Annotated in this window: 12 protein-coding genes; 9 read left to right on the plus strand and 3 right to left on the minus strand. The window is 55.0% G+C overall.

The window, feature by feature from the left end:
- Window position 1: 1 nt before the first annotated feature.
- Together thrB and thrC are read left to right on the plus strand one after the other, a co-directional pair.
- A complete protein-coding gene (gene thrB / locus KGP16_RS03735) occupies window positions 2-931 on the plus strand; it encodes a homoserine kinase (protein ID WP_059199705.1) in 930 nt (309 codons plus the stop codon).
- Window positions 932-934: 3 nt separating this feature from the next.
- Window positions 935-2,224, plus strand: a complete 1,290-nt coding sequence (thrC, locus tag KGP16_RS03740) for a threonine synthase (RefSeq protein ID WP_223500840.1) — start codon at window positions 935-937, stop codon at window positions 2,222-2,224.
- A 43-nt stretch (window positions 2,225-2,267) separates the two neighbouring features.
- Here thrC and yaaA read toward each other — a convergent pair whose 3' ends face one another.
- Entirely contained in the window at window positions 2,268-3,041 is a 774-nt protein-coding gene (gene yaaA, locus KGP16_RS03745) for a peroxide stress protein YaaA (protein WP_059199707.1), read from the minus strand.
- Window positions 3,042-3,142: 101 nt separating this feature from the next.
- Window positions 3,143-4,576, minus strand: coding sequence for a sodium:alanine symporter family protein (locus KGP16_RS03750; protein WP_223500841.1), 1,434 nt, complete (start codon window positions 4,574-4,576; stop codon window positions 3,143-3,145).
- Window positions 4,577-4,953: 377 nt separating this feature from the next.
- On the opposite strand from KGP16_RS03750, the gene tal reads away from it, so the two are divergent.
- The 3 genes from tal to KGP16_RS03765 all read left to right on the plus strand — a co-directional run bounded on the left by tal (window position 4,954) and on the right by KGP16_RS03765 (window position 8,053).
- A complete protein-coding gene (tal, locus tag KGP16_RS03755; protein WP_024483582.1) occupies window positions 4,954-5,907 on the plus strand; it encodes a transaldolase in 954 nt (317 codons plus the stop codon).
- 137 nt (window positions 5,908-6,044) lie between these two features.
- On the plus strand, window positions 6,045-6,632 hold the full coding sequence (gene mog / locus KGP16_RS03760) for a molybdopterin adenylyltransferase (protein ID WP_209554985.1): 588 nt from the start codon (window positions 6,045-6,047) through the stop codon (window positions 6,630-6,632).
- A gap of 128 nt (window positions 6,633-6,760) precedes the next feature.
- Window positions 6,761-8,053 (plus strand): MFS transporter, encoded by a 1,293-nt coding sequence (locus KGP16_RS03765; protein WP_166734062.1) that lies wholly within the window; start codon window positions 6,761-6,763, stop codon window positions 8,051-8,053.
- Window positions 8,054-8,124: 71 nt separating this feature from the next.
- Here KGP16_RS03765 and satP read toward each other — a convergent pair whose 3' ends face one another.
- The gene (gene satP / locus KGP16_RS03770; protein WP_039995478.1) at window positions 8,125-8,724 is read right to left on the minus strand and encodes an acetate uptake transporter; all 600 of its coding nucleotides are present in this window, start codon (window positions 8,722-8,724) and stop codon (window positions 8,125-8,127) included.
- A gap of 61 nt (window positions 8,725-8,785) precedes the next feature.
- Here satP and KGP16_RS03775 point away from each other — a divergent pair, with 61 nt between their 5' ends.
- The 4 genes from KGP16_RS03775 to nhaA all read left to right on the plus strand — a co-directional run bounded on the left by KGP16_RS03775 (window position 8,786) and on the right by nhaA (window position 13,646).
- Window positions 8,786-8,956, plus strand: coding sequence for a hypothetical protein (locus KGP16_RS03775; RefSeq protein ID WP_166734064.1), 171 nt, complete (start codon window positions 8,786-8,788; stop codon window positions 8,954-8,956).
- A gap of 91 nt (window positions 8,957-9,047) precedes the next feature.
- Window positions 9,048-10,964: a molecular chaperone DnaK gene (dnaK, locus tag KGP16_RS03780; RefSeq protein WP_021179252.1), complete on the plus strand. Its 1,917-nt coding sequence runs from the start codon at window positions 9,048-9,050 to the stop codon at window positions 10,962-10,964.
- Window positions 10,965-11,069: 105 nt separating this feature from the next.
- Complete coding sequence (gene dnaJ / locus KGP16_RS03785) at window positions 11,070-12,200, plus strand: molecular chaperone DnaJ (RefSeq protein ID WP_021179253.1); 1,131 nt, start codon at window positions 11,070-11,072, stop codon at window positions 12,198-12,200.
- A gap of 279 nt (window positions 12,201-12,479) precedes the next feature.
- Window positions 12,480-13,646, plus strand: coding sequence for a Na+/H+ antiporter NhaA (gene nhaA / locus KGP16_RS03790; RefSeq protein ID WP_059199710.1), 1,167 nt, complete (start codon window positions 12,480-12,482; stop codon window positions 13,644-13,646).
- Window positions 13,647-13,753: the final 107 nt, after the last annotated feature.

Genomic DNA, 13,753 nt, shown 5'->3' on the forward strand with positions numbered 1-13,753 from the left:
TATGGTTAAGGTGTATGCACCGGCCTCAATTGGTAACGTCAGCGTCGGGTTCGATGTGCTGGGAGCTGCGGTTTCCCCTATCGACGGCACGCTGCTGGGGGATTGCGTCAGTGTAGAAGCGGCCAGCCGCTTCAGCCTGGAAAATGGCGGGCGTTTTGTCAGCAAGCTGCCGAGCGATCCTAAAGAGAACATTGTTTACCAGTGTTGGGAGCGTTTCTGCCAGGCGATTGGTCGTGAAGTGCCGGTAGCGATGCGGCTGGAGAAGAACATGCCGATCGGTTCCGGGCTGGGCTCCAGCGCTTGCTCGGTGGTGGCCGGTCTGATGGCGATGAACGAATTTTGCGATCGCCCGCTCAACGAGACGCAACTGCTGGCCCTGATGGGCGAACTGGAAGGGCGTATTTCCGGCAGCGTGCATTACGATAACGTTGCGCCGTGCTATCTGGGCGGCTTGCAGTTGATGCTGGAAGAAGAAGGGATCATCAGCCAGGAAGTGCCTGGCTTTAAAGACTGGCTGTGGGTGATGGCCTATCCGGGCATCAAAGTGTCCACCGCCGAGGCGCGCGCCATTTTGCCCGCGCAATACCGCCGCCAGGACTGTATCAGCCATGGTCGCTATCTGGCGGGCTTTATTCACGCTTGCCACACCCAGCAACCGCGTCTGGCGGCCAAGCTGATGCAGGATGTGATTGCCGAGCCTTATCGCACCCGCCTGTTGCCAGGCTTCGCCGAAGCGCGTAAAGCCTCACAGGAGATCGGTGCCTTGGCCTGTGGCATTTCCGGCTCCGGCCCGACGCTGTTTGCGGTCTGTGATGACGGCGCAACGGCGCAACGCATGGCCGATTGGCTGACCAACCATTACCTGCAAAACGACGAAGGTTTTGTTCATATTTGCCGCCTGGATACCGCTGGCGCTCGACTATTGGGATAACGCATGAAACTGTACAATCTGAAAGATCATAACGAACAGGTCAGCTTCGCGCAGGCTATCAAACAGGGCCTGGGTAAGCAGCAAGGGCTGTTTTTCCCGCTGGAACTGCCAGAATTCGAACTGACCGAGATTGATAAACTGCTGGAGATGGACTTTGTCGCTCGCAGCAGCAAGATCCTGTCCGCTTTTATTGGCGACGAGATCGGCGAAGAAGCGCTGTACAAGCGGGTGAAGGCCGCGTTTGAGTTCCCGGCCCCGGTGGCGCAGGTGGAGAGCGATGTCGCCTGTCTGGAGCTGTTCCACGGCCCGACGCTGGCGTTCAAAGACTTCGGCGGCCGCTTTATGGCGCAGATGCTGGCGGAAGTCGCGGGCGATCAGCCAGTAACCATCTTGACTGCAACCTCCGGTGATACCGGCGCTGCCGTTGCCCATGCCTTCTACGGCCTGAAAAACGTGCGCGTGGTGATCCTCTATCCACAGGGCAAGATCAGTTCGCTGCAGGAAAAGCTGTTCTGCACGTTGGGTGGCAACATCCACACCATTGCTATCGATGGCGACTTTGACGCTTGCCAGGCGTTGGTGAAGCAGGCGTTTGACGATCAGGAACTGAAAGAGGCCGTACACCTGAACTCGGCCAACTCGATCAATATCAGCCGCCTGCTGGCGCAAATCTGCTACTACTTTGAAGCGGTGGCGCAACTGCCGCAGGAAGCCCGCAATCAGTTGGTGATTTCCGTGCCAAGCGGCAACTTTGGCGACCTGACCGCCGGGCTGTTGGCGAAATCCCTGGGGCTGCCGGTGAAACGCTTTATCGCCGCCACCAACGCTAACGACACCGTGCCACGCTTCCTGACTACTGGCCAATGGCAGCCAAACGCCACCGTGGCGACGTTATCCAACGCGATGGACGTCAGCCAGCCTAACAACTGGCCGCGTGTGGAAGAGTTGTTCCGCCGTAAAATATGGCAGTTGAAGGAGTTGGCTCATGGCGCGGTGAGTGATGAAACCACCAAAGAAACCATGAAAGAGTTGGCTGCCTTGGGCTACCTTTCAGAGCCTCATGCGGCGATCGCCTACCGCGTTCTGCGTGATCAACTGCAAGCAGGGGAGTTTGGCCTGTTCCTGGGCACGGCACATCCGGCCAAGTTCAAGGAAAGCGTCGAAGAGATCCTCGGCCAGGAGTTACCGCTGCCAAAGGCCTTGGCGGTGCGTGCACAGTTGCCGCTGTTGTCGCATAACATGGCGGCGGACTTTGCCGCGCTGCGTCAATTCATGATGACGTTGCCAGTCTGACAAAACCCGTTCCCTCTCCTTGTCGGGAGAGGGAACGGATTGCTCATTGCTCAGGGCGTTTGAATACCAGCTCATTACCCGCCGAAGCTGCTTCATCGAAGGCATACCCTTCCAGATTGAAATCAACCAGCTGTTCTCTGCGCTCCAAGCGATTTTTGATGATAAAGCGGCTCATCAGCCCACGCGCTTTCTTGGCGTAGAAACTGATGACTTTGTACTTGCCGTTTTTCTCGTCCAGGAATACCGGTTTGATCAGTGAACCGTGCAGCTTGGCCGGTTTTACCGATTTGAAGTATTCATCCGAAGCCAGGTTCACCACCACATCATCGCCTTGTTGCTCCAGGGCCTGATTCAGTTTCTCGGTGATCCGATCGCCCCAGAAGCTGTACAAGTCTTTGCCCTTCGGGTTCTCCAGCTTGATCCCCATCTCCAGCCGGTAAGGCATCATCAGGTCCAGCGGGCGCAGCACCCCGTACAGGCCAGAGAGCATCCGCAGATGCTGCTGTGCGAAGTCGAAATCCTCTTCGCTGAAGTCTTGCGCCTGTAAGCCGGTATAAACGTCGCCTTTAAACGCCAGCAGCGCCTGACGAGCATTGTCCGGGGTGAAGTCAGGCTGCCATTCGCCAAAGCGTGCGGCATTCAGGCCCGCGAGCTTATCGCTGATGCTCATCAGGCCGGAAATTTGCGCCGGGGTCAGCTTACGGCAGAGTTTGATCAGCTTTTGCGACTGATCCAACAATTCGGGCTGGGTAAAGCGTTCGGTGGCTAACGGGCTTGCATAATCCAGGGTTTTGGCAGGTGAAATAATAATGAGCATGGTCACATCCTGTTTATCAACATGTGGCTACTGTAGCAAAAAGCGCGCAAGACCAGGAGGTATGGCTGTGATAGGGCGCACTTTACGCACGCCCTGCAGGATTAACGCTGCCTGGTCGGCTTCCAGATCCCCGGTTCGAGTTGAGATCCCAGCTCCGGGTAGTGGTTGATGTCAAAGGTGGGCAGCTTGCCGAGTGAACGCTGGTGGTTGTAATCCTTGGCCAATGTGAAGGCCACGTCGGACAGTAACAAGATAGCGGTCAGATTGGTGATCGCCATCAGCGCCATCGAGATGTCCGCCATTTTCCACACCGTGGATAATTCTGCCATCGAACCAAACATCACCATGCCCAAGGCAAAGCAGCGGAAAATCGTCAGCTTGGTCGGATGGTGGTGCTTGAGGAAGATCAGGTTGTTCTCGGCATAGGCATAATTGGCAATGATAGAGGTAAAGGCAAACAGGAAAACGGCGATCGCGACAAAGGGCGCGCCCCAGGAACCGACGGCGCTGGCCATGGCCCGCTGGGTCAGATCGATACCGCTGATGTCGGACGGGGGATTATCCAGTGCACCAGAGGCCAAAATAATCGCCGCCGTTGCGCTGCAAATGACGATGGTATCGACAAATGCGCCAAGCATTTGCACATAGCCCTGCGAGGCAGGGTGTGGCGGATAAGGAGTCGCGGAAGCGGCCACGTTGGGGGCAGACCCCATCCCGCCTTCGTTAGAAAACAGCCCGCGTTGTATACCTTGCGTCATGGCCTGTGAGATCCCGTAGCCCAGGGTGCCGGCAGCAACTTCCTGCAGGCCAAAAGCGCTTTTGAAGATCAACGCCAGGATGGCAGGCATATGCTCAATATTCAGGCCGATGATCCACAGCGCCAGCAGCAGGTAAGCCAAGGCCATAAACGGCACGATTTTTTCTGCGACGCGGGCGATGGAACGAATACCGCCGAAGATCACCATGGCACTCAGGACCACCAATACTATGCCGGCGTACATGGGGTCGATGTTGAAGGCTACGGCACTGGCCAGGGCGATGGAGTTGGCCTGTACCGCATTGAACACCAGGCCGAAAGCGATCAGCAGGAAAATGGAGAACATCACACCCATCCAGCGCATTCCCAAGCCTTTTTCCATATAGTAGGCCGGGCCACCACGGTATTGGCCGTTATCGTCTTTGGTTTTGTAAAGCTGCGCCAGGGTGCTCTCAATGAAAGAGGTCGCCATGCCGATAAACGCGATCACCCACATCCAGAAGATGGCACCGGGGCCGCCAGCCGTAAGCGCTATCGCCACGCCGGTAAGGTTGTTGGTGCCGACACGAGCGGCAAGTGAAGTACATAGCGCCTGGAAGGACGAAATGCCCGCACCGTCGCTTTTGGTGCTGTTCTTCAACACGGAAAACATGTGGTTGAAGTGACGAATTTGAATAAAGCGGGTACGCAAGGTGAAGTAGATGCCGGCACCCAACAGCAAATAGATCAGTACTGAACCCCACAAGATGTTATTGATAAAGTTAATCAGATCCGTCACGTGTTTCTCCTTGTTAAGATTACTGCTCCTCAGGTTCTTCGACTCCGGTGAGGAAAACTTGAGTCAGTTCTCGACAAGAACTTGGCTAAAATCATCCCATTGACGGGAATTACAGCCTTCTTTTGGGTTTTTCGGTGAATAAAACAGCTGCGGGAATTTAACATAATTTCCTGGGAGGATAGCGCGTTAATGCCGTGGCATTGCTTCGGTAATGGCGAATTATCGGTGCGTAACCGGTTGCTCGCACAAGGATAAAACAACCGCCGCCAGCGCGTGATTTTCCTGCCTTGCGCCGGGCTACGTGCATGTTATTATCAGGACAAGGCATGGTTGAACGATGCCAAAAGTTCATGCACAAACGATGAGATAATGCCAACATGACCGATAAATTAACGTCCCTACGCCAGCTGACTACGGTAGTTGCGGATACGGGTGATATCGCTGCAATGAAGCTATATCAACCGCAAGATGCCACCACCAACCCTTCGCTGATCCTCAATGCAGCGCAAATTCCTGAATACCGCAAACTGATCGATGAAGCCATTGCCTGGGCACGTGAGCAGAGCAGCGATCGCGATCAGCAGGTTGCCGATGCCGCAGACAAGCTGGCCGTCAACATTGGTCTGGAGATCCTGAAACTGGTCCCGGGCCGCATTTCCACCGAAGTGGACGCGCGTCTGTCTTATGATACCGAAGCCAGCGTTGCCAAAGCCAAGCGCCTGATCAAACTGTATAACGAAGCGGGCATCAGCAACGATCGCATCCTGATCAAACTGGCCTCCACCTGGCAGGGCATCCGTGCCGCCGAGCGCCTGGAAAAAGAAGGCATCAACTGTAACCTGACGCTGCTGTTCTCCTTCGCTCAGGCGCGTGCCTGCGCCGAAGCTGGCGTGTACCTGATCTCGCCGTTCGTTGGCCGTATTCTTGACTGGTACAAAGCCAATGGCGACAAGAAAGAGTTCGCTCCGCACGAAGATCCGGGCGTGGTTTCAGTGTCTGAAATTTATCAGTATTACAAGCAGCACGGCTATGAAACCGTGGTGATGGGTGCCAGCTTCCGTAACGTCGGTGAAATCATCGAACTGGCGGGCTGCGATCGTCTGACCATCGCACCTGCACTGCTGAAAGAGCTGGCAGAGAGCGAAGGCGCACTGGAGCGTAAACTGTCTTATACCGGCGAAGTGAAAGCGCGTCCGGCACCGCTGACCGAGCCTGAGTTCTACTGGCAGCACAACCAGGATCCAATGGCGGTTGAGAAACTGACCGACGGTATCCGCAAGTTTGCCGTAGACCAGGGCAAGCTGGAAAAAATGATCGCCGATCTGCTGTAACAGCGGCAATCAATCAGCGCAGAAGGTGGCCTCGGCCACCTTTTTTTATACCTGAATATCCACCTCATTGAGCAAACACCCTATACTCCCGTGATGAATCTCCCTTGGGTAACCGGGGCATAAAACAGAGGTAAAACATGGATACATTACGCATTGGTTTGGTTTCTATTTCGGACCGCGCTTCAGGGGGCGTTTATCAGGATAAAGGGATCCCGGCGCTGGAAGAGTGGCTGGGCAGCGCTTTGGCGACGCCGTTCACCCTGGAAACCCGGCTGATCCCCGACGAGCAGACGCTGATTGAGCATACCCTGTGTGAGCTGGTTGATGAAATGGGCTGCCATCTGGTGTTGACTACCGGCGGCACCGGCCCGTCCCGGCGTGACGTGACTCCCGATGCTACCCTGGCAATTGCCGATCGGGTCATGCCGGGTTTTGGCGAGCAAATGCGCCAAATCAGCCTACACTATGTGCCAACGGCCATTCTTTCACGTCAGGTTGGGGCGATCCGTAAACAGGCGTTGATCATCAACCTGCCGGGGCAACCCAAATCGATTAAAGAAACGCTGGAAGGGGTGAAGGACGAGGCAGGCAAGGTGGTGGTGCACGGTATTTTTGCCAGCGTGCCTTATTGCATCCAACTGCTCGAAGGCCCCTATGTAGAGACCCACGAGTCCGTGGTAGCAGCATTTCGTCCCAAGAATGCGCGGCGCGAGATAAATCTCTAAATTTCAGCAATCTGCGGGATAACCTTCAGCGCATCTGGTGTGAAAGTATTTTGCCGTTATAGTAAGAAACTTTTTACAGTTAGCCATTATGCTTTCTGTGTCTTTCCTGTTTCCTCTAACGGTATCTTATGCATCACGATAATAATCGCCGGCTCAACCGGCAAGATTATAAGACTCTGACGTTGGCTGCTCTGGGCGGTGCGTTGGAGTTTTATGATTTCATCATTTTTGTTTTCTTTGCTGCGGTAATGGGCGACCTGTTCTTCCCGGCGGATATGCCTGAGTGGCTGCGCCAGGTGCAGACCTTTGGTATCTTTGCTGCGGGCTACCTGGCTCGGCCATTGGGCGGCATTATCATGGCGCACTTTGGCGATCTGGTGGGCCGTAAAAAGATGTTCAGCCTGAGCATCCTGCTGATGGCGTTACCGACGCTGGCGATGGGGATGCTGCCCACCTACGCCAGTATCGGTATTGCCGCACCGTTGCTGCTGCTGTTGATGCGGGTTCTGCAAGGCGCGGCGATCGGGGGTGAAGTCCCTGGTGCCTGGGTATTTGTGGCGGAGCATGTGCCGCGCAAACGCGTTGGTTTTGCCTGTGGCACGCTCACCGCTGGCCTGACGGCCGGTATCCTGCTCGGCTCGCTGGTGGCCACCATCATCAATACCACGCTCAGCCAACAGGCCATTCATGACGGTGGCTGGCGTATTCCGTTCTTCCTGGGCGGTATCTTTGGCCTGTTCGCCATGTATCTGCGCCGCTGGTTGCAGGAAACCCCAATCTTTATCGAGATGCAGGCGCGTAAGGCGCTGGCAGAAGAGCTGCCGCTGAAATCGGTGGTGATGAATCACCGCAAAGAGATCGCGGTCTCGATGCTGCTGACCTGGCTGTTGTCGGCAGGCATTGTAGTGGTGATCCTGATGACGCCAACCTACCTGCAAAAACAGTTTGCCATAGCCCCGGCGCTGTCATTGCAGGCCAACAGCATCGCCATCATCATGCTGTTTGCAGGCTGTATCGTCTCTGGTTCGGCGGCAGACCGCTTTGGCGCCAGCAAAACCTTTATCGTCGGCAGTTTGCTGTTGGCGGGGTGCAGTTGGCTGTTCTATCAGTCGGTGGCAACACATCCAGAAATGCTGTTTGCCACCTACGCGCTGGTTGGCTTCAGCGTGGGGATTGTCGGCGCGGTGCCTTACGTGTTGGTGCGGGCTTTCCCGGCGGAAGTGCGATTTAGCGGGATTTCGTTCTCCTACAACGTGGCATACGCGATTTTTGGTGGTTTAACCCCGGTATTTGTCACGCTGATCATGAAGTTAACCCCGTTAGCGCCCGCTTACTATATGCTGGCATTATCGACGCTCGGCCTATTACTGGGGATCTACCTGCGTCGCGACCTGAACAGTGAAAAACCGCTCTTGAACTAAGCGATTTTCGCCCAATAAAAAACCCTGCGATTAAACACCGCAGGGTTTTTTTATATCACGTTAGTACGGATTTATGCGGTAACAGCAGCGGGTGTTGCCTGCTGAGCTTCCACCGGGCCGATTGGCAGTACGGTGCGGCCCAACTGTTCGTTGATCACCTCTGCCATTGCCAGATAGATCGCGCTGGCACCACAGATAATGCCTTCGTAACCGGCGAACGTCAGGATCGCGTGGTTACCGGTAATGTTGCCGACGGCCAGCAGTGCGAACAGCACGGTCAGGCTGGCAAACACAAACTGCAACCCACGGTTGGTACGCAGCGTGCCGAAGAACATGAACAGGGTGAAGACGCCCCACAGTGCAAGGTAGATGCCGAGGACGTTCGCGTCGGTCGGTTCTGCCAGGCCCATGCGTGGCAGCAGCAGGATGCCTACCAGGCTCAGCCAGAAGCAGCCGTAAGAGGTGAAGGCGGTCAAGCCGAAGGTGTTGCCTTTCTTGAACTCAAGAATACCGGCAAAAATCTGAGCCATGCCACCGAAGAAAATCCCCATACTGATGATGACGGAAGTCAGTGGGAAAAAGCCCGCGTTGTGCAGGTTCAGCAAGACGGTAGTCATCCCGAAGCCCATCAGACCCAGGGGGCCGGGATTTGCCAACTTGTTGGAGTGCATATGTCCTCTGCGATAACAGAATTGTAACGAAAATGGATAGGTAATTTAATAATTGGTCTGAATGGCCGAAAAACCCATAACTTCCATCAGAGCGCGCGGCATCATAATGATCCCCACGCCAGGAAACAATGATCTGGCTGCGGATAAAAACGAAATTTTTTTTGCCCTGCCCCTTGATGCTGGTGTGGATGGCCCCATCTTATTGGCAACCGCAGTTGCTGACCGCGGGTAACACTGAGATGCCGGGCAGTTGAAAAGCAAAAAAACGCCCGCATATAGTTAGCAACCTGACCGATTATGAATTTATTAGTGGAGATGTTTAGATGGGCAAAATTATTGGTATCGACCTGGGTACAACCAACTCTTGTGTAGCAATTATGGATGGTGGCAAGGCGCGCGTGCTGGAGAATGCCGAAGGCGATCGCACCACTCCTTCAATCATCGCATATACCCAGGATGGTGAAATTCTGGTTGGCCAGCCTGCTAAGCGTCAGGCTGTTACTAACCCACAGAACACCCTGTTTGCGATCAAGCGCCTGATTGGCCGTCGCTTCCAGGATGAAGAAGCACAGCGTGACAAGGCTATCATGCCTTACAGCATCGTTGCTGCCGATAACGGTGACGCCTGGCTGGAAGTGAAGGGCCAGAGAATGGCACCACCGCAGATCTCTGCGGAAGTCCTGAAGAAAATGAAGAAAACGGCGGAAGATTACCTGGGTGAGCCGGTAACTGAAGCGGTTATCACGGTTCCTGCCTACTTCAACGATGCTCAGCGTCAGGCGACCAAAGATGCTGGCCGTATCGCAGGTCTGGAAGTGAAACGTATCATCAACGAACCTACTGCTGCGGCCCTGGCTTATGGCCTGGACAAAGAAGTGGGCAACCGTACCATCGCGGTTTATGACCTGGGTGGTGGTACTTTCGATATCTCAATCATTGAGATCGACGACGTTGACGGTGAAAAAACCTTCGAAGTTCTGGCGACCAACGGTGATACCCACCTGGGTGGTGAAGACTTCGACAGCCGCCTGATCAACTATCTGGTGGAAGAGTTCAAGAAAGAGCAGGGCATGGATCTGCGCAACGATCCGTTGGCGATGCAGCGTCTGAAAGAAGCCGCTGAAAAAGCCAAGATCGAGCTGTCCTCCGCTCAGCAGACCGACGTCAACCTGCCGTACATCACTGCAGATGGCAGCGGTCCAAAACACATGAACATCAAAGTGACCCGTGCAAAACTCGAGTCGCTGGTAGAAGATCTGGTTGCTCGTTCTATCGAGCCGCTGAAAGTGGCACTGAAAGATGCAGGCCTGTCGGTTTCTGACATTCAGGACGTGATCCTGGTCGGTGGCCAGACCCGTATGCCTATGGTTCAGAAGAAAGTTGCTGATTTCTTCGGTAAAGAACCACGTAAAGACGTTAACCCGGACGAAGCGGTAGCCGTTGGTGCTGCGGTTCAGGGCGGTGTGTTGGCCGGTGATGTGAAAGACGTATTGCTGCTGGACGTTACCCCACTGTCACTGGGTATCGAAACCATGGGCAGCGTAATGACGCCGCTGATCACCAAAAACACCACTATCCCGACTAAGCACAGCCAGGTGTTCTCTACTGCCGAAGACAACCAGGCAGCGGTGACCATCCATGTGCTGCAGGGTGAGCGTAAACGTGCCAATGACAACAAGTCACTGGGCCAGTTCAACCTGGACGGCATCCAGCCGGCACCACGCGGTATGGCGCAGATCGAAGTCACCTTCGATATCGACGCCGACGGTATTCTGCACGTGTCTGCGAAAGACAAGAACACCGGCCGTGAGCAGAAGATCACCATCAAGGCGTCTTCTGGTCTGAACGAAGAAGAAATCCAGAAAATGGTACGCGATGCCGAAGTGAACGCTGAAGCTGACCGTAAGTTCGAAGAACTGGTGCAAACTCGTAACCAGGCGGATCACCTGATCCACGGTACCCGTAAGCAGTTGGAAGAAGCGGGCGAGCAATTGCCAGCTGAAGACAAAACCGCTATCGAGAGCGCGCTGAAAGATCTGGAAGCGGCGGTGAAAGGCGAAGATAAAGCCGAAATCGAAGCGAAAACCCAGGCTCTGGTGCAGGTTTCCGGCAAGCTGATGGAAATGGCCCAGGCGCAAGCGCAGCAGGCACAGGGTGCTGATGCCGGTGCAGACAACGCGGCGCAGAAAGATGACGACGTGGTTGACGCCGAGTTTGAAGAAGTTAAAGACAAAAAATAATCGCCCTTAAGCGGGCACGGTGCGGCCACAGGCCGTAACCGGAAACCAGCACGGGCGTCGAGGCAACTCTACGCCCGTGCACGCATGTTAAGGGTAAGAGAAATAATGGCGAAGAGAGATTATTACGAGGTGCTCGGCGTTGCCAAGACGGCAGACGAGCGCGAAATCAAAAAGGCGTATAAGCGCCTGGCGATGAAGTATCACCCTGATCGTAATCAGGAAAAAGACGCCGAAAGCCAGTTTAAAGAGGTCAAGGAAGCCTACGAGGTCCTGACCGACGATCAAAAACGTGCTGCCTACGATCAATACGGCCATGCGGCCTTTGAGCAAGGTGGTATGGGCGGTGGTGGTGGCTTTGGTGGCGGCGGTGCCGACTTCAGCGATATCTTTGGCGACGTGTTTGGCGATATCTTTGGCGGCGGACGCCGTCAACGTGCCAGCCGTGGATCCGATTTGCGTTACAACATGGATCTGACGCTCGAAGAAGCCGTGCGTGGCGTGACCAAAGAGATCCGTATTCCAACGCTGGAAGAGTGTGATGTCTGCCATGGCAACGGTGCCAAGCCGGGCAGTTCGCCGGCAACCTGTCCGACCTGTCATGGTCAGGGTCAGGTGCAGATGCGCCAAGGGTTCTTCACCGTGCAGCAGGCTTGTCCGCACTGCCACGGGCGTGGTCAGATCATCAAGGATCCGTGCAACAAATGTCACGGCCATGGTCGCGTAGAGAAATCCAAAACCCTGTCGGTGAAAATCCCGGCGGGCGTAGATACTGGCGACCGCATCCGCCTGGCGGGTGAAGGTGAAGCTGGCGAACACGGCGCGCCAGCAGGCGATCTGTACGTTCAGGTTCAGGTGAGTGCTCACCCGATCTTCGAACGTGAAGGCAATAATCTCTACTGCGAAGTGCCGATCAACTTTGCTATGGCTGCCTTGGGTGGCGAGATTGAAGTGCCAACGCTGGATGGCCGCGTCAAGCTGAAAGTCCCGGCGGAAACTCAGACCGGCAAACTGTTCCGCATGCGTGGCAAAGGGGTGAAATCGGTACGGGGTGGCAGCCAGGGTGACCTGCTGTGCCGCGTGGTGGTAGAAACGCCGGTGAGTCTGAACGAGAAGCAGAAGCAACTGCTCAAAGAGTTGGAAGAGAGCCTGGGTGGCCCTTCTGGGGATAAAAACAGCCCGCGTTCGAAAAGCTTCTTCGACGGCGTGAAAAAGTTTTTTGACGACCTGACTCGTTAATCAACGTTTTCCACGCATCAACCCTCAAACCCCGGTTTAAGCAAACCGGGGTTTTTTTATCTTTGCTGTATGAAAGTCCCTATTAAAAGTGTGATATATAGCGCGAATAAGTCGGTTTTTACGAGTTGTTTTGCATTTATAAACTGATTTTTTCGAGGTGATTCCTCGACTATACTCGTTTCATTGTCTGGAAACCGGGGCGCTTTGCCCCCATTATCTATGCCCTATGGATTTCGAGTCGCAGCTTGAAAGACGACGGGCATTTTGGAGCGACTTACTGTGACTACTATTATTCGTCAATTTCTGCGTCAAGAAGCCGCTGGGGGCATTATTCTGATCGCTGCCGCCGTGGTGGCTTTGATCATGGCTAATACCCCCGTACAGGGGCTGTATCAGGCCTTCCTTAACTTACCCGTGGCGGTCAGCATCGCCTCGCTGGACATTGCCAAACCGCTGCTGCTGTGGATTAACGACGGTTTAATGGCCATCTTCTTCCTGGTGGTGGGGCTTGAAGTCAAACGTGAACTGCTGCAAGGTTCCCTGGCTGGGCGTGAGAAGGCCATCTTCCCGGCGATTGCCGCGTTAGGCGGCATGCTGGCTCCGGCGCTGATCTATCTGCTGTTCAACGGTGCCGATGAAGTAACCCGCCAGGGTTGGGCGATCCCGGCGGCAACGGATATTGCCTTTGCCTTGGGCGTGATGGCCTTACTGGGCAACCGGGTGCCGACCAGCCTGAAAGTATTCTTGCTGGCCTTGGCGATTATCGATGACCTTGGGGTCATCATCATTATCGCGTTGTTCTACACCCATCAGGTCTCGATGGTGGCGCTGGGCGTTGCGGCTGCGGCGATCGTGGTATTGGCGCTAATGAACTGGCGGGGAGTGGGTAAAACCTCGCTGTATATGATGGTCGGATTGGTGCTGTGGGTTGCGATCCTCAAGTCGGGTGTTCACGCTACGCTGGCAGGGGTGATTGTCGGCTTTATGATCCCGCTGAACGCCAAGAGTGAGCCTTCGCCCTCCGAAACCCTGGAGCATGAGCTGCACCCATGGGTCGCCTTCCTGATCCTGCCGCTGTTTGCCTTTGCCAACGCGGGTGTCTCGTTGCAAGGGGTGTCCTTGAGCGGGTTGACTTCACTGTTGCCGCTGGGGATTGCTGCCGGGCTGTTTATCGGCAAGCCGCTGGGGATTTTCGTCTTCTGCTGGCTGGCGGTGAAACTGGGGATTGCCCGTTTGCCGCAGGATATCGGCTTTAAACAAGTGTTTGCCGTGGCCGTGCTCTGTGGTATTGGTTTCACCATGTCGATTTTTATTGCCTCATTGGCCTTCGCCGAGGCGGATGTGGCTCTCAGTACCTATGCCAAATTAGGCATACTATTGGGATCGACCAGCGCTGCGGTAGTGGGTTACGGCCTGCTGCGTTTGAGTTTGCCCCGCAGCCGATGACCTTTGTGTTTACCCCTCGTTGCTGAAGGGCTATTACAATAGTAGCGGCAGCGTGGCTTCGTCAGCCACGCTGCACTTGGGATTAAAGATAACTTTGCGTTGTCCGA

Origin of the sequence: Serratia sp. JSRIV006 (assembly GCF_019968685.1) — a bacterium.
GTDB classification, from domain to species: domain Bacteria; phylum Pseudomonadota; class Gammaproteobacteria; order Enterobacterales; family Enterobacteriaceae; genus Chania; species Chania fonticola_B.

Bases quoted from the DNA above. Each gene is read 5' to 3' on its own strand.
- thrB (WP_059199705.1), top strand. From the start codon at position 2: ATGGTTAAGGTGTATGCACCGGCCTCAATTGGTAACGTCAGCGTCGGG.
- thrC (WP_223500840.1), top strand. From the start codon at position 935: ATGAAACTGTACAATCTGAAAGATCATAACGAACAGGTCAGCTTCGCG.
- yaaA (WP_059199707.1), bottom strand. From the start codon at position 3,041: ATGCTCATTATTATTTCACCTGCCAAAACCCTGGATTATGCAAGCCCG.
- tal (WP_024483582.1), top strand. From the start codon at position 4,954: ATGACCGATAAATTAACGTCCCTACGCCAGCTGACTACGGTAGTTGCG.
- mog (WP_209554985.1), top strand. From the start codon at position 6,045: ATGGATACATTACGCATTGGTTTGGTTTCTATTTCGGACCGCGCTTCA.
- KGP16_RS03765 (WP_166734062.1), top strand. From the start codon at position 6,761: ATGCATCACGATAATAATCGCCGGCTCAACCGGCAAGATTATAAGACT.
- satP (WP_039995478.1), bottom strand. From the start codon at position 8,724: ATGCACTCCAACAAGTTGGCAAATCCCGGCCCCCTGGGTCTGATGGGC.
- KGP16_RS03775 (WP_166734064.1), top strand. From the start codon at position 8,786: ATGGCCGAAAAACCCATAACTTCCATCAGAGCGCGCGGCATCATAATG.
- dnaK (WP_021179252.1), top strand. From the start codon at position 9,048: ATGGGCAAAATTATTGGTATCGACCTGGGTACAACCAACTCTTGTGTA.
- dnaJ (WP_021179253.1), top strand. From the start codon at position 11,070: ATGGCGAAGAGAGATTATTACGAGGTGCTCGGCGTTGCCAAGACGGCA.